The 19,852-nt window shown below is 33.6% G+C and carries 26 protein-coding genes; 24 read left to right on the forward strand and 2 right to left on the reverse strand.

Going from position 1 to position 19,852, the window contains the following annotated elements; all coding sequences use genetic code 11:
* Positions 1–30 precede the first annotated feature (30 nt).
* Positions 31–1,056 carry a spore photoproduct lyase gene (splB, locus tag V7056_RS00320; protein WP_499698384.1) on the forward strand — a complete coding sequence of 342 codons (1,026 nt, stop codon included), beginning with the start codon at positions 31–33 and terminating at the stop codon, positions 1,054–1,056.
* A gap of 171 nt (positions 1,057–1,227) precedes the next feature.
* Positions 1,228–1,662, forward strand: coding sequence for a transcriptional regulator MntR (gene mntR / locus V7056_RS00325; protein WP_499698385.1), 435 nt, complete (start codon positions 1,228–1,230; stop codon positions 1,660–1,662).
* A gap of 10 nt (positions 1,663–1,672) precedes the next feature.
* On the opposite strand, the gene V7056_RS00330 is transcribed toward mntR, so the two are convergent.
* A complete protein-coding gene (locus V7056_RS00330; RefSeq protein WP_499698386.1) occupies positions 1,673–2,068 on the reverse strand; it encodes an SA1362 family protein in 396 nt (131 codons plus the stop codon).
* 114 nt (positions 2,069–2,182) lie between these two features.
* Entirely contained in the window at positions 2,183–3,112 is a 930-nt protein-coding gene (locus V7056_RS00335; RefSeq protein WP_499698387.1) for a DUF1385 domain-containing protein, read from the reverse strand.
* Between the two features lie 219 nt (positions 3,113–3,331).
* On the opposite strand from V7056_RS00335, the gene V7056_RS00340 reads away from it, so the two are divergent.
* The 22 genes from V7056_RS00340 to V7056_RS00445 all read left to right on the forward strand — a co-directional run bounded on the left by V7056_RS00340 (position 3,332) and on the right by V7056_RS00445 (position 19,693).
* Positions 3,332–3,907 carry a YqhR family membrane protein gene (locus tag V7056_RS00340; protein WP_499698388.1) on the forward strand — a complete coding sequence of 192 codons (576 nt, stop codon included), beginning with the start codon at positions 3,332–3,334 and terminating at the stop codon, positions 3,905–3,907.
* An 87-nt stretch (positions 3,908–3,994) separates the two neighbouring features.
* Positions 3,995–4,453, forward strand: a complete 459-nt coding sequence (gene aroQ, locus V7056_RS00345; protein ID WP_499698389.1) for a type II 3-dehydroquinate dehydratase — start codon at positions 3,995–3,997, stop codon at positions 4,451–4,453.
* The gene (locus tag V7056_RS00350; protein ID WP_499698390.1) at positions 4,440–5,504 is read left to right on the forward strand and encodes a M24 family metallopeptidase; all 1,065 of its coding nucleotides are present in this window, start codon (positions 4,440–4,442) and stop codon (positions 5,502–5,504) included. Before aroQ ends, V7056_RS00350 begins: the two co-directional genes overlap by 14 nt.
* A 186-nt stretch (positions 5,505–5,690) precedes the next feature.
* A complete protein-coding gene (gene efp, locus V7056_RS00355; protein ID WP_499698391.1) occupies positions 5,691–6,254 on the forward strand; it encodes an elongation factor P in 564 nt (187 codons plus the stop codon).
* Between the two features lie 97 nt (positions 6,255–6,351).
* Positions 6,352–6,840 (forward strand): DUF456 domain-containing protein, encoded by a 489-nt coding sequence (locus V7056_RS00360; RefSeq protein ID WP_499698392.1) that lies wholly within the window; start codon positions 6,352–6,354, stop codon positions 6,838–6,840.
* 317 nt (positions 6,841–7,157) lie between these two features.
* Positions 7,158–7,439 (forward strand): YqhV family protein, encoded by a 282-nt coding sequence (locus V7056_RS00365; protein ID WP_499698393.1) that lies wholly within the window; start codon positions 7,158–7,160, stop codon positions 7,437–7,439.
* 20 nt (positions 7,440–7,459) lie between these two features.
* Positions 7,460–8,380 carry a stage III sporulation protein AA gene (spoIIIAA, locus tag V7056_RS00370; RefSeq protein WP_499698394.1) on the forward strand — a complete coding sequence of 307 codons (921 nt, stop codon included), beginning with the start codon at positions 7,460–7,462 and terminating at the stop codon, positions 8,378–8,380.
* Positions 8,381–8,893, forward strand: a complete 513-nt coding sequence (gene spoIIIAB / locus V7056_RS00375) for a stage III sporulation protein SpoIIIAB (RefSeq protein ID WP_499698395.1) — start codon at positions 8,381–8,383, stop codon at positions 8,891–8,893. It abuts the gene before it with no gap.
* 13 nt (positions 8,894–8,906) lie between these two features.
* The gene (gene spoIIIAC, locus V7056_RS00380; RefSeq protein ID WP_107901975.1) at positions 8,907–9,110 is read left to right on the forward strand and encodes a stage III sporulation protein AC; all 204 of its coding nucleotides are present in this window, start codon (positions 8,907–8,909) and stop codon (positions 9,108–9,110) included.
* 18 nt (positions 9,111–9,128) lie between these two features.
* Positions 9,129–9,527 carry a stage III sporulation protein AD gene (spoIIIAD, locus tag V7056_RS00385; protein ID WP_174567275.1) on the forward strand — a complete coding sequence of 133 codons (399 nt, stop codon included), beginning with the start codon at positions 9,129–9,131 and terminating at the stop codon, positions 9,525–9,527.
* A 21-nt stretch (positions 9,528–9,548) separates the two neighbouring features.
* Complete coding sequence (gene spoIIIAE / locus V7056_RS00390; protein WP_499698396.1) at positions 9,549–10,718, forward strand: stage III sporulation protein AE; 1,170 nt, start codon at positions 9,549–9,551, stop codon at positions 10,716–10,718.
* Positions 10,719–10,726: 8 nt separating this feature from the next.
* Positions 10,727–11,344 carry a stage III sporulation protein AF gene (gene spoIIIAF, locus V7056_RS00395; protein WP_499698397.1) on the forward strand — a complete coding sequence of 206 codons (618 nt, stop codon included), beginning with the start codon at positions 10,727–10,729 and terminating at the stop codon, positions 11,342–11,344.
* Between the two features lie 6 nt (positions 11,345–11,350).
* The gene (gene spoIIIAG, locus V7056_RS00400) at positions 11,351–12,040 is read left to right on the forward strand and encodes a stage III sporulation protein AG (RefSeq protein WP_499698398.1); all 690 of its coding nucleotides are present in this window, start codon (positions 11,351–11,353) and stop codon (positions 12,038–12,040) included.
* Between the two features lie 15 nt (positions 12,041–12,055).
* Positions 12,056–12,610, forward strand: coding sequence for a SpoIIIAH-like family protein (locus tag V7056_RS00405; protein WP_499698399.1), 555 nt, complete (start codon positions 12,056–12,058; stop codon positions 12,608–12,610).
* Between the two features lie 631 nt (positions 12,611–13,241).
* Positions 13,242–13,724 (forward strand): acetyl-CoA carboxylase biotin carboxyl carrier protein, encoded by a 483-nt coding sequence (gene accB / locus V7056_RS00410; RefSeq protein WP_499698400.1) that lies wholly within the window; start codon positions 13,242–13,244, stop codon positions 13,722–13,724.
* Between the two features lie 45 nt (positions 13,725–13,769).
* Positions 13,770–15,122, forward strand: a complete 1,353-nt coding sequence (gene accC / locus V7056_RS00415; protein WP_499698401.1) for an acetyl-CoA carboxylase biotin carboxylase subunit — start codon at positions 13,770–13,772, stop codon at positions 15,120–15,122.
* A 15-nt stretch (positions 15,123–15,137) separates the two neighbouring features.
* Positions 15,138–15,536, forward strand: a complete 399-nt coding sequence (locus V7056_RS00420; RefSeq protein ID WP_499698402.1) for an Asp23/Gls24 family envelope stress response protein — start codon at positions 15,138–15,140, stop codon at positions 15,534–15,536.
* A 359-nt stretch (positions 15,537–15,895) separates the two neighbouring features.
* Entirely contained in the window at positions 15,896–16,276 is a 381-nt protein-coding gene (nusB, locus tag V7056_RS00425) for a transcription antitermination factor NusB (protein ID WP_499698403.1), read from the forward strand.
* Between the two features lie 37 nt (positions 16,277–16,313).
* Positions 16,314–17,189 (forward strand): bifunctional methylenetetrahydrofolate dehydrogenase/methenyltetrahydrofolate cyclohydrolase FolD, encoded by an 876-nt coding sequence (folD, locus tag V7056_RS00430; RefSeq protein WP_499698404.1) that lies wholly within the window; start codon positions 16,314–16,316, stop codon positions 17,187–17,189.
* Between the two features lie 33 nt (positions 17,190–17,222).
* On the forward strand, positions 17,223–18,569 hold the full coding sequence (gene xseA / locus V7056_RS00435) for an exodeoxyribonuclease VII large subunit (protein ID WP_499698405.1): 1,347 nt from the start codon (positions 17,223–17,225) through the stop codon (positions 18,567–18,569).
* Positions 18,570–18,575: 6 nt separating this feature from the next.
* Positions 18,576–18,803 carry an exodeoxyribonuclease VII small subunit gene (locus V7056_RS00440; protein ID WP_499698406.1) on the forward strand — a complete coding sequence of 76 codons (228 nt, stop codon included), beginning with the start codon at positions 18,576–18,578 and terminating at the stop codon, positions 18,801–18,803.
* Positions 18,804–18,805: 2 nt separating this feature from the next.
* Positions 18,806–19,693, forward strand: a complete 888-nt coding sequence (locus tag V7056_RS00445) for a polyprenyl synthetase family protein (RefSeq protein WP_499698407.1) — start codon at positions 18,806–18,808, stop codon at positions 19,691–19,693.
* The last annotated feature ends 159 nt before the right edge of the window (positions 19,694–19,852 follow it).

A 19,852-nucleotide genomic window follows, 5' to 3' on the forward strand; every position in this document is an offset into this window, starting at 1 on the left:
ATAGATAGATGTAGAAAGGAAATAGCAGATATGAAACCATTTATACCAAGGCTCGTTTATTTTGAGCCACAAGCGTTGGAATATCATTTAGGGAAAGAATTAAAAGAGAAGTTTGAGAAAATGGGTTTAGAAATTAGGGAAACAACGTCACATAATCAAATCCGAAATTTACCTGGGGATACAGATGCAGAGAAATATCGGATTGCAAAATCGACTTTAGTAGTTGGTTTACGTAAAACATTGAAATTTGAAACGTCAAAGCCTTCTGCTGAATATGCAATACCTTTAGCAACGGGATGTATGGGACATTGTCATTATTGTTATTTACAAACCACATTAGGATCCAAACCATATATTAGGGTGTATGTAAATTTAGAAGAAATTTTTGAGCAAGCAGAAAAATATATGAATGAAAGAAAGCCGGAGATCACAAGATTCGAGGCTGCATGTACTTCTGATATAGTGGGCATTGATTACCTGACTCATTCTTTAAAAAAAACAATCGAATTTATTGGAGAAACTGAATATGGCCGCTTACGTTTCGTAACAAAATTTCCACATGTGGATCATTTATTGGATGCTAAACATAACGGGAAAACAACGTTTAGATTTAGTATTAATTCAAGATATGTGATTAAAAATTTTGAGCCAGGCACTGGTTCATTTGATGAGAGGATTGAAGCTGCAAAAAAAGTAGCAAATGCAGGATATCCTTTTGGATTTATTGTCGCGCCAATTTATATGCATGAAGATTGGGAAGAGGGCTATGAGGAGTTATTTATTAGGTTAAAAGATGCGCTTGGTGAGTTAGCGAATCAAAAGATGACATTTGAGCTGATTCAGCATCGTTTCACAAAGCCAGCAAAAAAAGTCATTCTTGAACGATATCCGAATACAAAATTAGAGATGGACGAAGAGAAAAGGAAATACAAATGGGGCAAATATGGAATAGGGAAATATGTGTATCAAACGGATCAAGCAGCTTCCATCGAAGAAACGATCTCTGCTTATATTAAATATCACTTTCCAAATGGAGAGATACAGTATTTTACATAAGCAAAAAAGTGTACTAATTTGGTACACTTCTTTTTTATGACAGTATGATATATATATATAAAGATTGAGAAAGTCGAGTTAATTGCACTTTTGTATTTTGTGTTGTATCATTTTATTTGATGTTTATTTGTAACGGATTATTTAATTGTAATACTTAACTGGAGGAAAAACATGCCCACACCTAGTATGGAAGATTATATTGAACAAATTTACCTTTTAATTGAAGATAAAGGGTATGCACGCGTGTCTGATATTGCTGATGCTTTATCAGTACATCCATCGTCAGTTACGAAAATGGTACAAAAGCTTGATAAAGACGAATATTTAATTTATGAAAAGTATAGAGGACTTATTTTAACTCAAAAAGGTAAGAAAATGGGGAAAAGGCTTGTTTATCGCCATGTTTTACTAGAGCAATTTTTACGAATTATCGGCCTTGACGAAAATTTAATTTATCAAGATGTCGAAGGAATGGAACATCATATGAGCTGGGAAGCAATTGATCGAATTGGTGATTTAGTTCAATACTTCGAGGAAGATAAGAGTAGGATTGAAACATTAAAGGTCATCCAAAAATCGAATGAAGAACAATCTAATAATGACTAAAAGACCGTGCCTAATAGGAAGCACGGTCTTTCTTTTTACCCTTTTCACCTTCTATTACGGTCAGGTGACTAGAATCTTTTGTTCGTTTTCTTAGCAAAGGACTGGAGGTACTTTTCCTTGAAGTGGGCTTTGATTTATTTAACGATTTTTTTACTGAACTAGTTTTTTGCGTATTATATTTTTTTACAGTCTGTTTAGCAGCTTTTCTATAGGAGTCTTGTTGGCTTCTTTGACTGTTAGATGATGTAAATACTCTATAAATAAAATAAAGAACAAGGAGAATTAATCCAATAAATAAAATTCTTTGTAATAATTTTGCTGGATCATTAATCAATTCAGCAATTAAGCCAAAAAGTGCTAATGCTATCATTCCGTAAAATATTGATGTGTACACTTTTTGATTCACTTAAGCACCTCCTATGTTAAGAATTATTTTTAAATCGTTTTGTAAAAAAATAGGTTACTTATAGTTTATTACATTTTATTCAATAAGTTGATATTTTTTATAAAATTCTGTCAATTATATTTTGGTATTTTTTTCTATCTCCAAAAGACGATTAAATGAAGCGATTGAAACTTCGATTTGGTCTTCTGAAGGCTCTTTAGTTGTTAATAATTGTAGCCATAATCCTGGATAGCCAACCCATTTTAATACAGGAATATGACGAACTTTATTCGTTAATTGTAAAACTTCAAACGAAATACCTAAGACTACCGGTATTAATAAAAGTCTGTCTACTATTCTTAACCAAAGTGGACTCGTTGGAACTAGGAAATAAATAAACATCCCAACAATAACCGTAAATAAAATGAAACTGCTACCACAACGGTAATGTAATCTTGACTGTGATCTGACACCTTCGATTGTTAATGATACATTATTTTCAAAAGCATTAATCACTTTGTGCTCAGCACCATGATATTGGAAAACTCTTTTTATAAAAGGAGTTAAGGAAACTATATAAATATACGTTAATAAAAAAAGTAATTTTATAATACTTTCTACAATTACCTGCTGAACATCAGTTTCGAAAAACGGTCTAAGTGTAGCTGCTAACAGAACTGGAACTAATGTAAAAATAACTTTCCCTACTAAGAAAGATAAAACTGCTAATATAGAAATTCCTATATATGTAGCAACCGTACTTTTTTGGTTCTCACGTTCTAAAGCAACTTGTTCATCATCATTTGGATCAATTCCATATCGTTCTGTTGAAAAGTTTAAATGCTTTGATCCATTAATACTTGCTTGTATAATGGCAACAACTCCTCGTACGAATGGAACTTTCTTTAGTTTTTGCATCGTAGGATTCGTTTGAATTGGTTCTTCGAAATACTGAATAGAGTGATCATTTCTTCGAATTGCCGAAACGGTGTGTTTTTTACCACCAAACATGACACCCTCTACGATTGCCTGCCCCCCATAAATTGCTCTTTCTTTCTCTTTCATGTTGCACCAACCTAAATTCATTTTTTACTAATTAAATATTTCTATTTGAATCTATTGTAAATGGAATAACAATATTGGTGCAAGTATAAGTAGTATGAATTACGAAAATGAAGTTCTAATATTTTTAATATTCTTACAAATATCCTATTCACATGAAAGAATATCACTTGGACATACTACAATAAGATAATTAGCAATGTATGGAAAGGGTCATGATACATGGATAAAGAAAATATTCAAGCTCAAAGTGAAAAAGATGAAGAAAAACAACAAGATCAAGACAAAAACCAAAATGGTGTAACAGATCAAGGGCAAAGTCCGGATATTGCAAAAGGTGCAATGAATTTTAATAAGATTGCAAGTATTGGATTTTTCGGTGGAATATTTTGGTCAACAGTATCATTCGTACTAAGTTTTTTTGATTTCACACAAATCGGTCCAACGTTTGTATTAGAAAAAATTCCTCTTGGTAAATGGGCTAATTTTTACATTGAGGTCTTATTATCTATTTTTTGTATTGGTATTATATCAATCGTTATTGCATTCATCTTTTTCTTTATAGGTAAAAAATTTACAGGTGTATTGCCTGGAGTGTTCTATGGATTATTATGGTGGGTAATTATTTTCCTTGTATTTGGAAGAATCGCTTTTGATTTAAAACCAATTAAAGAGTATTCATCTGATACGATGGTAACAAGCATTTGTATATTCATTCTATACGGAACCTTTATTGCATATTCGGTTTCTTTTGCATCTCAAGAAGAAGAACCCTCTTTGCGTGGCTATTCAAAATAGTCTGGCCTATGATAAAATAAGGATGAGTGTTCCATATTATGTTAAATTGGAGCAAATATGCTGAAATGATAGGTGGAGACAAGAAAATTGGCTAAGTTTTTATTATTAAATGGACCTAATTTAAATATGCTCGGCCAGAGAGAGGTTTCAATCTATGGTTCTACAACACTGAAGGATATAGAAAACCATTTATCTGGTCGGGCTAGTGAGTGTAATGACATAATTGATTGTTTCCAATCTAATCACGAAGGTCAAATTATTGATCGTCTACATGCAGCAAACAATGTTTATGATGGCATTATTTTTAATCCAGGTGCATTTACGCACTATAGTTATGCAATTCGCGATGCGATTGCAAGTATTACAGTACCAACCATTGAAGTGCACATATCAAATATACATAAAAGAGAAGAGTTTCGTCATACATCAGTATTAGCTGCTGTAACGGTCGGACAAATTGTTGGATTAGGTGTGTACGGTTATGACTTAGCTTTACTTGCATTACAACAAATTAGTAGGGGAGAGAAAGTAAATGGAAAAAATTAAAAAATTAAGAGAAGCTCTTGTAGAAAAAGGGTTGGACGCACTTTTAGTTACTAGTACATATAACCGTCGTTATTTAACAAATTTTACAGGATCATCAGGTGTCGCACTTATTACAAAAGATAAGGCATTATTTATTACGGATTTCCGTTATGTTGAGCAGGCAACTAGCCAATGTGAAGGCTTTGAAATCGTTAAACACGAAGGATTAATTTCAAGCGAAGTTGCATCACAAGTTGAAAAAAATGGTGTAGCTAAAATTGGATTTGAACAAGATCATATGACGTTTTCTGAATATGGTACATACCGTAAAGTAGTAGTAGGAGCAGAACTTGTACCTGTAAATGGAATTATTGAAAATTTACGTTTAATCAAAACGGATGCTGAAATTTCAATTATTAAAGAAGCAACTAAAATTGCTGAATCTGCATTTGATCATATTTTAGGTTATATCCGTCCAGGTGTAACAGAATTAGAAGTATCAAATGAGCTTGAATTTTATATGCGTAAATTAGGAGCGACATCATCATCATTCGATATTATTGTTGCTTCAGGTGCACGCTCTGCATTACCACATGGTGTTGCTTCAAGCAAAGTTATTGAAACAGGTGATTTTGTAACACTTGATTTTGGTGCATACTACAAAGGATATGTTTCTGATATGACAAGAACAGTTTCAGTAGGCGAGCCAGATGCAGAATTAAAGAAAATCTATGACATCGTGTTAGAAGCTCAATTACGTGGAGTAAATGGAATTAAAGCTGGAATCACTGGTAAAGAAGCGGATGCGTTAACACGTGATTATATTACTGAAAAAGGTTATGGCGAATATTATGGACACTCAACTGGTCATGGTATTGGTCTTGAAGTACATGAAGGTCCTGGATTATCATTCCGTTCTGATTTAGTACTTGAGCCAAATATGATTGTAACCTGTGAGCCAGGAATTTACATTCCAAATCTTGGTGGAGTTCGTATAGAAGATGATTTAATTGTTAAAAATGGTGGAAACGAAAACTTAATGTCATCACCTAAAAACTTAATCATTCTATAAGTTTTCACGATAATCGAAAAAGAACTACACAAACGTAAGAATATACATTATCATATAGAAATGTGGAGGCCCATGAACTAAGGTTTCATGGCGCTTAATCTAGACATTAATTCAAGGTAAGCGATATGGTTCAAATTCAGGTACATAAGTAAATTAGAACCATTTCATTTTTTAGGAGGATTTTTAATGATTTCAGTAAACGATTTCCGTACAGGTTTAACAATTGAAACTGACGGTAGCATTTGGCAAGTAATTGACTTCCAACACGTTAAACCAGGTAAAGGTGCTGCGTTCGTACGTTCTAAACTTCGTAACCTACGTTCAGGATCTGTACAAGAAAAAACTTTCCGTGCTGGTGAGAAAGTTGCGAAAGCACATATCCAAAATCGTAAAATGCAATATTTATATGCAAGTGGTAACCAACACGTATTCATGGATAATGAATCTTATGAACAAATTGAATTACCAGAACAAAACATAGAGCGTGAATTAAAGTTCTTAAAAGAAAATATGGAAGTTTATATCATGACTTATGAAAGTGAAATTTTAGGTGTTGAATTACCTAATACAGTTGATCTAAAAGTAGTTGAAACTGAACCAGGAATCAAAGGTGATACTGCTTCAAACGTTACAAAACCTGCTACAATGGAAACTGGCTTAGTTGTTCAAGTACCAATCTTCATTAATGAAGGTGAAGTATTAATTATTAATACGACTGAATCAAGCTATGTTTCTCGTGCAAAAAACTAATTTAACATTTAGTGAAATAGAATTAAAAGTAGAGGCACTTGTAAAAAAGTGTCTCTTTTTATTATGAAATATCATCTACATTTGATGGAGGGTTGATATGTTAACATCAATTTTACTTTGGACATTGATTATTATTTGTTTCGCTTTGGCTTTTATAGCGTTAATCAAACCGATTATTCCGGGAGTACCTGTACTATGGGTAGGATTTTTAATTTATCACTTCGGTATTAATAGAGAGGAACTAGGTCTATTCTTTTGGATTATCATGGCAATTTTTACTGCTTTCATATTTATAGTAGATTTTATTGCCAATAAATACTTTCTTAAAAAATACGGAAGTACTAAGACTGGTGAAAGAGTAGGTTGCTTAGCTGTGATTGTTGGCTCCTTTATTTTTCCACCATTTGGTTTAATCATTGTTCCGTTTATTTCAGTGTTTGTAACAGAAAAAGTTCAAGGTAAAACGACTCAGGAAGCTTTGAAATCTTCATGGGCAACTGTTATATCATTTCTGAGTAGCTCGCTTGCCAAAGCGATCTTACAAATCATCATGGTAATCTTATTTTTTATATTTGTCATTATGTAAGAGAAGCGCTATGCTTCTCTTTTTTTTGTCTTATTTTCTTTAGGTTGTCTTCGTAAACTTTATACCGACCTGGTATTTCCTCACTAGTATGCACCTAATTATTGAGGCGAGCGGTAAGCCACTAATCAATCCATTCATTATAGAAACCTGCCACGCTTTAATTACCGGATTTTCTTTCCTCAGAACTCATTTTCCATAAAAGGCTTGTAAGAGAGCATTCTCTAAGGATAAATGAAAAATCAAATAATGAAATATCTTCTTAAATGGACATGTTCTGCATATTAGTAATAAAAAGACTGAAAAAAGGTGTGTAATGTATGAAGCAATGGATTGATTCAATGGATAAGGCTGTACTTAGCATGGGCTTGTTGAGAGTGGTTGGTGGTAGCGTAGAATTGATGGCAGCATTTACAATTCTATATTTCAATGACATAAAAAGAGCATTAGCACTTAATAGTATTCTAGCAACTGTTGGACCAATCATCCTCATATCTACGATGACGATTGGGATTATTGGTGTAGCTAGAGAGTTAGATCCAATCCGCCTTGTGCTTGTTTTTTGTGGGGTATTCTTAATTTTACTAGCGGTTTTTAAATGATTAATAGGATGTGAACTGCTATGGATGAGGTTTTCAATGTATTACCTATAATGCTGAAAGAGAAATTAATCCTTTCTTTTTCAGATTTAAACGAAGTGGAAGAATTGCGATTAAGAGTCTCTAGACCTGTAGAGGTAATTGCAAATAATCATTCAACATTTTTACCGTATATTGTGACAGAGGAAGATGGCAGTCAGATTCTGGGTAAACTTAGTCAGTTTTCTATTTATACAATTGAAGAAGAGTTGAAAAAAGGATATATCACCATTAAAGGTGGCCACAGAGTAGGACTAGCAGGACGAGTGGTGACTGAAAATGGAACGGTAAAGATGATTCGAGATATTAGTTCATATAATTTTCGAATCGCAAAAGAAAAAGTAGGCATAGCAAGTCCATTTGTAAAGTATTTATATGATGGAAGATGGAAAAATACAATGTTGATCGGACCACCACAAGCTGGCAAAACAACATTATTACGTGACTTTGCAAGAGTAGTTAGTCAAGGCGACCATGTTAGGGGAATTAAGCCTCAAAAAGTAGGTATCGTTGATGAGCGCTCTGAAATTGCAGGTTCGGTTAAAGGTGTACCTCAATATACATTCGGAGAACGCATTGATGTATTAGATGCTTGTCCAAAGGCAGAAGGAATGATGATGCTCGTTAGATCGATGAGTCCACATATCATACTAGTTGATGAGATTGGTAAAAAGGAAGATGTAGATGCAATTTTAGAGGCGATTTTCGCAGGTGTTCAATTAATCGTAACTGTCCATGGTTATTCTCTTGAGGAAATTCGAAAAAGACCGTCATTGCAGCCTTTATTCCAAAATGGAACATTCGACCGTTTTATTGAAATTTCCAATCACCCTAGACCGGGTAATGTAACTGATATAAAAAATAGAAAAAATATAAGCCTTTTTTCACAAAAGGTGGTGTATTAAATGAAATGGATTGGCGCATTATTTATTATTTTTTCCACAACATGGCTTGGTTTTTATTTTGCAGGAAGACTTTCTGAGCGAACGAAGGAATTACGTGCATGGAAATTAGCACTTCAATCACTTGAAGCGGAAGTTATGTACAGTCAATTACCTCTGCAAGAAGCAAGTAGGCGTATTGCGAAACAATTAAATGGACAAATTCAAATGTTTTTAATCGGTTTTGCGAATCAACTTGAAACAAGTGCCTTATCTGCAAAAGAAGCATGGAAGCATTCGTTACAAGAATATGCCAAAAAAGTATCAATTAAAGAATCTGATCTCCAAGTTCTTTTGCAATTTGGCGAGACAATCGGAATGCATGACAAAATTTCACAACAAAAGCAAATAATCTTAGCCTTAAAACATTTAGAACGTGAAGAGCAAGAGGCAATAGACTCTCAATCTAGTTATGAAAGAATGTCAAAAATGCTAGGTATATTAAGTGGGATCTTAATCGTTATTTTATTAATTTAAAGGAGGGAATTCGATGATTACAAATTATGCATTAATGTTTCAAATTGCTGGGATAGGCGTTATCGCTGCTATTATACATGCAGTCCTAAAAAAAGCAGGTCAGGAAGAATTTGCAACATGGACAATTATTACAGCCTTTATCATAGTTTTCTTTCAAGTCATTACGAAAGCTGGAGATTTGTTTAATAAAGTCAGGGATGTATTTCTATTTCATTAGATTAGGAGTGAGTTTGTAATGGAAATCATCCAGATTGTTGGCATCGGGTTATGTGCAACATTTTTAATACTTCTTTTAAATCAATTTAAAATGGACAAATTTAATTTGGCTATTACGGTTTTTATCAGCTGCGTATTATTTTTATTCTTATTAGATAAAGTTCAATTTTTATTAGATGAAATTCAAAAATTAGCAAATCAAGCAAGTATTAAAAACGTTTATGTCGAGACGTTATTGAAAATCATTGGAATTGCGTATATCGCCGAATTTGGCGTTCAAATAACAAAAGATGCTGGGCAAGGTGCGATTGCTTCTAAAATTGAACTCGGTGGAAAGGTTCTAATTTTAGTTTTAGCAGTTCCAATATTAACAGCTTTAATCGAAACAATCTTAAGTTTTTTACCTAAAATTTCTTAATTAAGAGGAAGGGAGGACTTTATGAAGTATAAGATTCAATTTTTTCTTCTTTTCCTTTTTCTCCTTTTTTTTATCCCAAAAAATGTACAAGCTGCTCCTCCACCTGCTGAAATTGTCAATGAACAAATTAAAAAACTCGGTATTGATGAAGTACAGCAGTACTGGGATGAAGTTGTAACAAAATATGGTGGGTTTCTTCCGGAAAGTCAAAAAGGAGATTTTATTGAATTTATTAAAGGGGAAAAGAAGTTTTCAATTCAAGAATGGTTTATCGCCTTTGGTAAATATTTATTTTTTGAGCTATTAAGTAATGGGAAAATACTTGGAATACTGATCATGCTTGTCATTTTTAGCTCACTGCTACAATCATTGCAAAATGCATTTGAAAAAAGTTCGATTAGCAAAATCGCTGATAGTGTTGTGTTTTTAGTTCTTGTCGTATTTGCATTAAATAGCTTTTATGTTGCCACACAAGCAACTCAAGAAGCAATCACAATGATGATTAACTTTTTAAGAGCATTAATTCCCATTTTATTAGCATTAATTGCCACATCAGGTGGTGTGATCTCCGTAGGGTTCTTTCATCCGATTCTTATCTTTTTAATGCATACAAGTGGATTGCTAGTAACCTATTTCGTATTACCTCTTATTCTCGTTTCAACGATTCTAAGTATTGTCAGTATTATCAATGATGAACTCCAAGTTACAAAACTAGCAGCATTAATTAGAAATATAGCAGTAGGTGTTCTTGGTGTTTTTTTAACAATTTTCCTTGGTGTACTAAGTGTACAAGGTATGACAACTGCAGTAACTGATGGTGTAGCGATCAAAACTGCAAAATTTGTGACAAGTAATTTTATTCCAGTAGTCGGAAAGGTGTTTGCAGATGTAACAGATACTGTTATCAGTGCTTCACTTTTATTAAAGAATACTGTTGGGATCGTCGGATTAGTCACGATGCTTGCAATCATTGTATTTCCGGCATTGAAAATATTAGTCTTGGCACTTATTTATAAATTTTCAGCTGCTATCCTTCAACCAGTAGGCAGTAAAGCAATCATTAATACGATTGATGTGATTGGGAAGAGTGTCATCTACTTGTTTGTTTGTTTAGCGATTGTATCATTAATGTTTTTCTTAAGTATGACATTAATCATTGCGGCAGGAAATATTGTCGTTATGTTTAGGTAGGTGTGAAGATGGATTTCTTTATTCAATGGGTATCAAACATAATCGTCTATATCTTAATTGCAACCATTATCATGATGTTAATTCCGAATACTGGTTTAGCAAAATACGTTCGTTTTGTGGCAAGTTTATTATTAATTGTCATGATGCTTCAACCAATTTTCCAATTATTTAAAGTGAATATTAAAGAAGTGCTTGCGGGATACCAGTCAACAACTTATGAAGCAAGTGGTGAAATAAAAAATGAAATAAATAATAAGAAAAATGAAATACAAGCAACAGAACGTGCATATATATTAAAACAAATGGCTGTCCAAATGAAAAAAGAAGTTGAAGAAAACATTACTCAGGAATTCGAACAGGTTATTACAAATGTTGAATTAGAAGTAAAAGAAGGCGTAACAACAATTAAAACTGCCGAAGATTTATCAAAGGTAACAGTTTTTGTAAGCGCCAAAAAAGATGAGACAAGCAATGTAGAACCTGTTCAAGAAGTAAGTGTTAATACAACTGAGCCGATCCAATCAGACAGCGAAAAAATTAAACAGCAAGAACTACAGAGTTTTTTAGCAGATAGATGGCAACTTGAGGACAAGCAAATCGAAGTTAAGATGGAAGGAGGAGAGTAATGGCAAATGAAAAAGAAAATACCACCAATAAAACTAGCAGACTTTTTAAAAGGAAACAAAGATGAAAATACCTCTTCTGACAAAGAGCATAGTCCATTTAAACTGACGAGGAAATATGTACTAGCACTACTCGGACTTGGAGTTTGTTGGATGATCGCAAGTAGTCTATTTGCAAATTCAACTGGTAAAACCAATTCGATGCTTTCACCAATTTCTACTGAAACAAGTGGAAGTCCCAAAAATAACGATGAAGCTGTTGAAACTCTTAAACTCGGTGGTGAAAAATCATCAGGAAGTATAAATGATTTTGAAAATAAATATGAACAACAGTTAACAGAAACTTTAAATCAAATGGCTGGCGTTAGCAAAGTAACAGTTGAAGTGAATGTAGACGGCAGCGAAAAAAATGTATACCAATTTAACAGAAATGACCGTACACAACAAACGGAAGAAATAGACAAGCAAGGTGGGAAACGGAATATTATAGATGAATCCCATGATACGCAAGTCGTCATCATAAATGATGGTGAAAAAGAAATTCCAGTTATTGTGCAAACAGAAATGCCAAATATAAAAGGGGTTCTTATTATCGCTAAAGGTGCTGAGAATCTTGCTGTAAAAAATATGATACGAGAAGCTGTCACACGTTTACTCGATGTACCAAGCCACCGTGTCGCTGTACTACCCAAAAAATAACAGGAAGAAGGTAAAATGAAAATGAAAAGACAAACGATTTGGTTATTAACAATGTTAAGTTTAGTAGTGGTATTATCTGTATATTATGTTACAACACCTGATCAAATGAAAACAGCAGGAATTATGAATATGACTAGTAATAACTCTTTAGATTCTACACCATCAACTGATACAAACAAAAAAGATGATGGAAAAGAAACGTCATCTAAAGAAGATGCTACAAATGAAGTATTCTTAAAACAACGTATGGAACAAGAAGATAAAAGAGCTCAATTAAAAGAAGAACTTCAAACAACAATTGACTCAGCTACAGCATCTGCCGAAGAAAAAAGCCAAGCATTTACAAGCTTAAAAGAAATTCAAACATTAACAGCACTAGAAGCAGACGTTGAAACAATGATCAAAGAATCAGGTTACAAAGATGCACTTGTACGCGCTGACAGCAACGAAGTAAATGTATCAGTAAAATCAACAAAAAAACATAGCAAAGCAGCAGCAAACGAAATCATCCAAATGGCAAGAAGCGTACTAGGAGAAAAACTAGTAATCGTAACATTCCAAACGAAGTAAGAAAGAAAAGTGGAAGGCGTTCGCTCTGCCCCGACAAGCATAAGACAAAAACCAATAAAGGTGCTTTTTACCTTTAATGGGGTTTGGCTTATGACTCGAGGGGCAAACGCTTGGAACTAGACAGAAAGAAAAGTGGAGGCGACTGTTCAGCTCCGACAAGCATAAGGCAATCCCGTGTAAAGGTTGCTTTTTAACCTTTACGTGGGATTGACTTATGACCTCGAGGAGCTAGGAGCCGGAACTAGACAGAAAGAAAAGTGGAGGCGACTGTTCAGCTCCGACAAGCATCATGCGAAGCCAAACTCAACTTCTATCTTTAGGGGGACTTGACATATAGCCTGCAAAGAGCAGGGTAAAATATTAGAAAAATAAATTAAACAAAAACTCGTTAACAAAAAATCACACCATTCAAAGCACTGTCTACAAAGTTGTAGGTAGTGCTTTTGTACGTTAAAATAGATATGTAGTATCTAGGGTTTATAACGGATTATTTATGGTAAGGAATAAGATAATTAATTTGGTGGGAAAATGGCTAAAATTAAAATGAGACATGCTCAAGGAAAATAATTTGTTGAAAAGTTTAGTATTAGGTTATAAGATTAGACTATATGTTTTTAAGGGGTGAATGAAAATGAAAATTCATGAAATTAGAGAATTAATTAAATTAATTGACCAAACAACGATAAATGAGTTTGAATTTGAAAATAATGGTGCCATCGTTAAAATTAAAAAAGGTGGACAAACAACTGTTGTTACTCAAGCTGCTGCTCCAGTATATCAACAAGAAGTAATGCCTGTTGTATCTGCTCCAGTTGCAACTTTAGAAAAACCAGCTGAAGCTGTTGCACAAGAAGTAGTGAAAGAAGATACAAGTAATTTACATAAAATTACATCACCAATGGTTGGTACATTCTATGCATCACCATCACCAGATTCAAAAGAATATGTAGCAGTTGGCGATCGCATTAAAAGTGATTCAATTGTATGTATCGTAGAAGCAATGAAGTTATTTAATGAAATCGAAGCTGAAATTGATGGGGAAATTGTTGAAGTATTGGCTAAAAATGGCCAATTAGTTGAATACGGCCAACCATTATTTTTAGTTAAAAACTAATAGACATTCAGTGAGTTACAGTACTTTACTTAAGAAGGTGAAGAAATGAAGAAGGTTTTAATTGCAAATCGTGGGGAAATAGCGATTCGTATTATAAGAGCATGTAAGGAATTAAATATTGAAACAGTTGCAATTTATTCTGAAGGGGATAAAGAAGCATTGCATGTTCAAATGGCTGACGAAGCTTATTGTGTCGGACCTAAATTATCAAAAGATAGTTATTTAAATATGACTAATATTATTAGCATTGCAAAATTAACAGGTTGTGAAGGAATTCATCCAGGATATGGTTTCTTATCGGAAAATGCTAGTTTTGCAGAATTATGTACAGAGTGTAATGTGAAGTTTATCGGACCTACTGCTGATTCCATTTCTAAAATGGGAACAAAAGACGTAGCTCGTGAAACGATGAAAGAAGCAGGTGTACCAGTTGTACCTGGTTCACAAGGTATTATTGCTAGTATTGAAGACGGTAAAAAAATCGCTTCAGAAATCGGATACCCAGTCATTATTAAAGCAACAGCTGGTGGTGGCGGTAAAGGTATTCGTGTAGCTAGAGATGAGAAGGATTTAGAAAAAGGTATTCAGATTACTCAACAAGAAGCTCAAACAGCTTTTGGTAATCCTGGAGTGTACCTTGAAAAATATATCGAAGACTTTAGACATGTTGAAATTCAAGTTTTAGCAGATGAACATGGCAATACAATTCATTTAGGTGAACGCGATTGTACAATTCAACGTCGTTTGCAAAAATTGGTAGAAGAAGCTCCATCACCTGTTTTAGATGAGGAAACTCGTGCTAAAATGGGGCTAGCTGCTGTTCGTGCAGCTGAAGCAGTTAATTACTGGGGTGCGGGTACTGTTGAGTTCATTTATGAGCCACATACTAAAAACTTCTATTTCATGGAAATGAATACTCGTATTCAGGTTGAACACCCTGTAACAGAATTTATTTCAGGAATAGACTTGATTAAACAACAATTATTAATTGCAAAAGGTCATCCATTAAAAACGACTCAAGCAGACGTTAATTTAAATGGTTGGTCGATCGAGTGTCGTATTAACGCTGAAAATCCTGATAAAAACTTTATGCCTTCTCCAGGTAAAATTATTTCGTATTTACCACCAGGTGGTCCTAATGTTCGCGTTGATTCTGCAGTATATAACGGTTACACAATTCCGCCATATTATGACTCAATGATTGCAAAAGTTATCGTTCATGGCAAGACAAGAGACGAAGCAATTGCTATAATGATAAGAGCACTGGAAGAATTTGTAGTAGAGGGAATTTATACAACAATTCCTTTCCATTTAAAATTACTGCAAAATGAAATCTTCGTAAAAGGGAAGTATAATACTAAATTCCTTGAGGAACATGCGCTTGTGACGAAAGGATAAAGTGGAGGGATCTACATGAATGAAAATCAAATGTTAGAAATGGGTAGCGCGACTCTTGGTCGAGTAGAAATAGCACCTGAGGTAATTGAGGTAATTGCTGGTATTGCAGCTGCAGAAGTAGAAGGCGTATCTAGCATGCGTGGTAATCTTGCATCTGGTATTTCTGAAATTATTGGTAAGAAATATCATGGTAAAGGTGTTCGCGTTGATTTATCAGAAGAACGAATTAAAATTGATGTTTACATTTTAGTGAAATTCGGTAAGTCAATACCAACAGTTGCAGGTAATGTTCAAGATAACATACGTCAAGCATTATTAACAATGACTGGATTAGAGTTATCAGAAGTGAATGTACATGTAGTTGGTGTTCAATTTGATACAAAATTAGAGCAGGAAGCTCCAATCGAGCTTTAATAAATTCCGTTTAAAAAGAGTTCCATATTCGTATGGAACTCTTTTTTTATTCGATGCAAAATACAATGTTCGTGTTTTGGTCGATAAAATTATATACAACGTAAAAAAACTTAAAAAAATAATAAAAAACACATACATTAAACTATTATTTTTTTCGATTTTAAGTTAAAATGTAGAAAATACTTTAAAAAGTATGGACTTAGCTTAAATACGTTAATAATAATAAAAAATTAGTTAATATACATCGTTGGAACTTATTAAAAAAAATGGTAAAATAACGTGTTACTATATAAAAATTAGAATTCGTTATTACCTATGCAACGAATTGTGAATTTAGCTTAAAGGAGTTTATTATTTTGATGAAACGTAGAAAAGCAAGAGAACTTGCATTACAAACATTATTTACAATGGATTTAAGTGAGGCGGATGCTTCAGATGCATTACAGCATGTTTTAGAAGAAGCTGAAGAAAAAGAAGACGTATTTTTAGCGTCAATCGTTTCAAACTTTGTAGAACACAAAGATGAGATTGACAATAAATTATCTTCAAATATTGAAAGCTGGACAATCGATCGTTTAGGGAATGTCGATCGTAATATACTTCGAATTGCACTAGTTGAGATTGACTTTTTAGAAGATGTTCCAAAAAGTGTAACAATTAATGAAGCAATCGAAATTGCCAAAATTTACGGAGACGATGACTCAAGTAAATTTATCAATGCGGTATTATCAAAATTCTAAATAGATAAAGTGTTTACATGCATAGGGGGAAATGAAAATGGTAGCAGCATTAATTAATGGTAAAGAAATTTCATTATCAATTCGTGAGGGATTAAAACTTGGGGTTACAGAACTAAAAAACCAAGGAGTAATTCCAGGACTGGCTGTTGTGTTAGTTGGAGATAATTCAGCATCAAGAACTTACGTTAATTCAAAGCATAAAGCTTGTAATGAATTAGGTATGTATTCAGAAGTAATCGAATTAGCAGAGACTGTTTCAGAAGATGAATTATTATCGGTTGTTAGAAAATTAAATGACGATGATAAAATTCATGGTATTCTAGTTCAATTGCCTTTACCTGCACATATTTCTGAGAAGAAAGTAATTGAAACAATTTCACCATTAAAAGATGTTGATGGATTTCATCCGATCAATATCGGGCGTATGATGACAAATCAAGATTCATTACTACCATGTACTCCTTTTGGTATATTAAAATTAATTGAAAATACAAATATTCCAATTAGTGGAAAACACGTTGTTGTCATTGGACGTAGTAATATAGTTGGAAAACCAGTTGGTCAATTATTCTTAAATGAAAATGCAACTGTTACTTATACACATTCACGTACAACTGAATTAAAACAAATTACGAAACAAGCTGACATACTAATCGTTGCAATTGGGGTTGCAAAATTAATCACAGCTGAATATGTAAAAGAAGGTGCCATTGTAATCGATGTTGGTATGAACAGAGACGAAAATGGAAAATTATGTGGAGATGTAGATTTTGAAAATGTGAAAAGTATCGCAGGTCATATAACGCCAGTTCCAGGTGGAGTTGGGCCAATGACGATTACTATGCTACTTCACAATACTTTAAAGGCAGCATCACAAATTGAAAATAAAAGCAATTTAGGTGTAAAGCTTTAAAGATTGCTCCACAAGAATGAAAGAGGGATCGGCATGACGGAAAAGTTGCCAGTTACAGTTACCGCATTAACTAAATATTTAAAAGCTAAATTTCAAGCGGACCGAAATTTACAAAATATCATGCTTCGTGGGGAAATTTCAAACTTTAAACGTCATTCTTCGAGTGGACATTTTTATTTTACTTTAAAAGATGACGGAGCTAGAATTGCTGCAGTCATGTTCCAATCCTATAATTCAACAATTGCTTTTCAACCAACTGACGGTATGCAGGTTATTGTCCAAGGAGAGATCACTGTATACCCTCAGTCTGGTAGTTATCAAATATATATTCGAGACATGCAACCGGACGGTGTAGGTGGACTTTTTGTTGCATTCGAACAACTAAAGAAAAAATTATTAGAAGAAGGACTCTTTGATCAGAAATTTAAGAAAAAGATTCCTTCTTTTCCTAGTGTAATCGGGGTTGCCACTTCTCCGACTGGAGCGGCAGTAAGAGATATCATTACGACAATCCAAAGAAGATATCCTATTGGAAAAATAATTGTTATTCCTACACTTGTGCAAGGTGATGGAGCTCCTGCGTCTGTTGTAAAATCTATTGAAATTGCCAATAAATTAAACAATATTGATGTTTTAATTGTTGGGCGTGGTGGTGGTTCAATAGAAGAACTTTGGGCGTTTAATAATGAAAAAGTAGCAAGAGCAATCTTCCAATCGAAAGTACCGATTATTTCTGCAGTTGGTCATGAAACAGATACAACAATAGCTGATTATGTAGCCGATTTGCGTGCGCCAACACCAACAGCTGCAGCTGAGTTAGTATCTTTAAGTCAACGAGAAATCCTTGAACAGTTTGCAGTCCGAGAAGCAAGATTAAATAAAGCGATGAATTCAATATTCGATAAAAAGAAATTGCAATTAACTACAATTCAGGATTCATATGTATTTAGATATCCAAATTCTTTATTAAATCCAAAACAAGAACAGTTTGATCGAACACTAGAAAAACTAGAACAGTCGATGAATGAAATTGTAAAAGGAAAATCGATTCAATTTAAAGAATTAACTTCTTCACTTTTAATCCATCATCCGAGCAATAGGGTAAAGCTTGAAAAACAAAAACACGAACAATTACATACGAGCTTACAAAAAGAATTTAATCGACTGATTACACATAAGCAATTTATGATGGAAAAGGTTATACATACATTAGATGCTCTTAGCCCTTTAAAAGTTATGGCAAGAGGATATTCATTAGCATACAAGGAAAATGAAGAACTAGTTAAATCTGTAAAGCAAGTGAAAAACGGAGATCAGTTCGAGTTGCAAATGACAGATGGAAAATTAAGCTGTGAAGTACTTGAGGTAAAGGAGCAGTGATAAAAAATGGAACAAAAAGATTTATCTTTTGAAGATGCAATAAAAGAGATTGAAACAATTGTTCAGAAGCTAGAACAAGGTGACGTACCGCTAGAAAAAGCTATCGAATACTTCCAAGAAGGTATTAATCTTTCTCAAATTTGTAAAGAAAAGCTTACAAAAGTTGAGAAACAAATGACTTCAATTTTAAATGATCAAGGTGAAGAAGCTCCTTTTACTGTTGAGGAGGAATAAGCATGAGTACTTTTAAAGAATTTATGGAATACTCCAGTAAATTAGTAAGTGAATCAATGGTTGAATCGGTTCAGAAATTAAAAGCACCAGAAAGATTAAAAGAATCGATGACATATTCACTTCAAGCTGGTGGTAAACGAATTCGACCTTTGTTATTATTTGCAACGTTAGATGCATTTGGTAAAAATGCGGAAATTGGTATCAAACCTGCATGTGCTCTTGAAATGATACATACGTATTCATTAATTCATGATGATCTACCTTGCATGGATGATGATGATTTTCGTAGAGGAAAACCTACAAATCATAAAGTGTTTGGTGAGGATTTAGCTGTATTAGCAGGTGACGGTCTACTTACTTATGCTTTCCAACTGATTACGGAAATGAATGATCCTAATGTATCAGATCAAGTTAAAATTCGATTGATTAGTGAATTAGCAATCGCAGCAGGTCCTGAAGGGATGGTTGCAGGGCAAGTAGATGATATGGCTGGTGAAAGTAAGCAATTAACTGGAGAGGAATTGCAATATATTCACGAAAGAAAAACTGGGAAAATGCTTATGTATCCTGTTATCGCTGGTGCCATTTTAGCTAATTCAACAGCTGAACAATTATCACATTTAACTCAATTCGCATATAAATTAGGCATAGCATTTCAAATTCAAGACGATATATTAGATGTAATCGGTGATGAAGAAGTTTTAGGAAAGCCGGTAGGTAGTGACGTCGAAAATGATAAGACAACTTATGTGAAATTATATACAGTTGAAGGTGCCAAAAACCGACTTCATACATTCATATTTGAAGCAAAACAACATATTAAAGCTTGCGGAATAAAAGAAGATCTATTACTTTCTATCTGTGATTTTGTAGAAAATCGTAGTTTTTAAACTGCTAATTGTACAAGTTCTTTTGGATATCATTGAATAGATTTAAACATTTATGTATAATGTAACTACTTTAATCGCAATGTTGTTAATATAATATACAGAAATGTAAGCCGTTAACACAAATGTGCTAGCGGTTTTCTTTTTATGAAAGTGTATGAA

The sequence above is a fragment of the Bacillus sp. JJ664 genome (assembly GCF_036962205.1).
Lineage (GTDB): Bacteria > Bacillota > Bacilli > Bacillales > Bacillaceae_G > Gottfriedia.

Excerpts from the sequence above, each read along its gene's own strand:
- splB (WP_499698384.1), top strand. The coding sequence starts at position 31 with ATGAAACCATTTATACCAAGGCTCGTTTATTTTGAGCCACAAGCGTTG.
- mntR (WP_499698385.1), top strand. The coding sequence starts at position 1,228 with ATGCCCACACCTAGTATGGAAGATTATATTGAACAAATTTACCTTTTA.
- V7056_RS00335 (WP_499698387.1), bottom strand. The coding sequence starts at position 3,112 with ATGAAAGAGAAAGAAAGAGCAATTTATGGGGGGCAGGCAATCGTAGAG.
- V7056_RS00340 (WP_499698388.1), top strand. The coding sequence starts at position 3,332 with ATGGATAAAGAAAATATTCAAGCTCAAAGTGAAAAAGATGAAGAAAAA.
- V7056_RS00350 (WP_499698390.1), top strand. The coding sequence starts at position 4,440 with ATGGAAAAAATTAAAAAATTAAGAGAAGCTCTTGTAGAAAAAGGGTTG.
- efp (WP_499698391.1), top strand. The coding sequence starts at position 5,691 with ATGATTTCAGTAAACGATTTCCGTACAGGTTTAACAATTGAAACTGAC.
- V7056_RS00360 (WP_499698392.1), top strand. The coding sequence starts at position 6,352 with ATGTTAACATCAATTTTACTTTGGACATTGATTATTATTTGTTTCGCT.
- V7056_RS00365 (WP_499698393.1), top strand. The coding sequence starts at position 7,158 with ATGAAGCAATGGATTGATTCAATGGATAAGGCTGTACTTAGCATGGGC.
- spoIIIAA (WP_499698394.1), top strand. The coding sequence starts at position 7,460 with ATGGATGAGGTTTTCAATGTATTACCTATAATGCTGAAAGAGAAATTA.
- spoIIIAB (WP_499698395.1), top strand. The coding sequence starts at position 8,381 with ATGAAATGGATTGGCGCATTATTTATTATTTTTTCCACAACATGGCTT.
- spoIIIAC (WP_107901975.1), top strand. The coding sequence starts at position 8,907 with ATGATTACAAATTATGCATTAATGTTTCAAATTGCTGGGATAGGCGTT.
- spoIIIAD (WP_174567275.1), top strand. The coding sequence starts at position 9,129 with ATGGAAATCATCCAGATTGTTGGCATCGGGTTATGTGCAACATTTTTA.
- spoIIIAE (WP_499698396.1), top strand. The coding sequence starts at position 9,549 with ATGAAGTATAAGATTCAATTTTTTCTTCTTTTCCTTTTTCTCCTTTTT.
- spoIIIAF (WP_499698397.1), top strand. The coding sequence starts at position 10,727 with ATGGATTTCTTTATTCAATGGGTATCAAACATAATCGTCTATATCTTA.
- spoIIIAG (WP_499698398.1), top strand. The coding sequence starts at position 11,351 with ATGAAAAAGAAAATACCACCAATAAAACTAGCAGACTTTTTAAAAGGA.
- V7056_RS00405 (WP_499698399.1), top strand. The coding sequence starts at position 12,056 with ATGAAAATGAAAAGACAAACGATTTGGTTATTAACAATGTTAAGTTTA.
- accB (WP_499698400.1), top strand. The coding sequence starts at position 13,242 with ATGAAAATTCATGAAATTAGAGAATTAATTAAATTAATTGACCAAACA.
- accC (WP_499698401.1), top strand. The coding sequence starts at position 13,770 with ATGAAGAAGGTTTTAATTGCAAATCGTGGGGAAATAGCGATTCGTATT.
- V7056_RS00420 (WP_499698402.1), top strand. The coding sequence starts at position 15,138 with ATGAATGAAAATCAAATGTTAGAAATGGGTAGCGCGACTCTTGGTCGA.
- nusB (WP_499698403.1), top strand. The coding sequence starts at position 15,896 with ATGAAACGTAGAAAAGCAAGAGAACTTGCATTACAAACATTATTTACA.
- folD (WP_499698404.1), top strand. The coding sequence starts at position 16,314 with ATGGTAGCAGCATTAATTAATGGTAAAGAAATTTCATTATCAATTCGT.
- xseA (WP_499698405.1), top strand. The coding sequence starts at position 17,223 with ATGACGGAAAAGTTGCCAGTTACAGTTACCGCATTAACTAAATATTTA.
- V7056_RS00440 (WP_499698406.1), top strand. The coding sequence starts at position 18,576 with ATGGAACAAAAAGATTTATCTTTTGAAGATGCAATAAAAGAGATTGAA.
- V7056_RS00445 (WP_499698407.1), top strand. The coding sequence starts at position 18,806 with ATGAGTACTTTTAAAGAATTTATGGAATACTCCAGTAAATTAGTAAGT.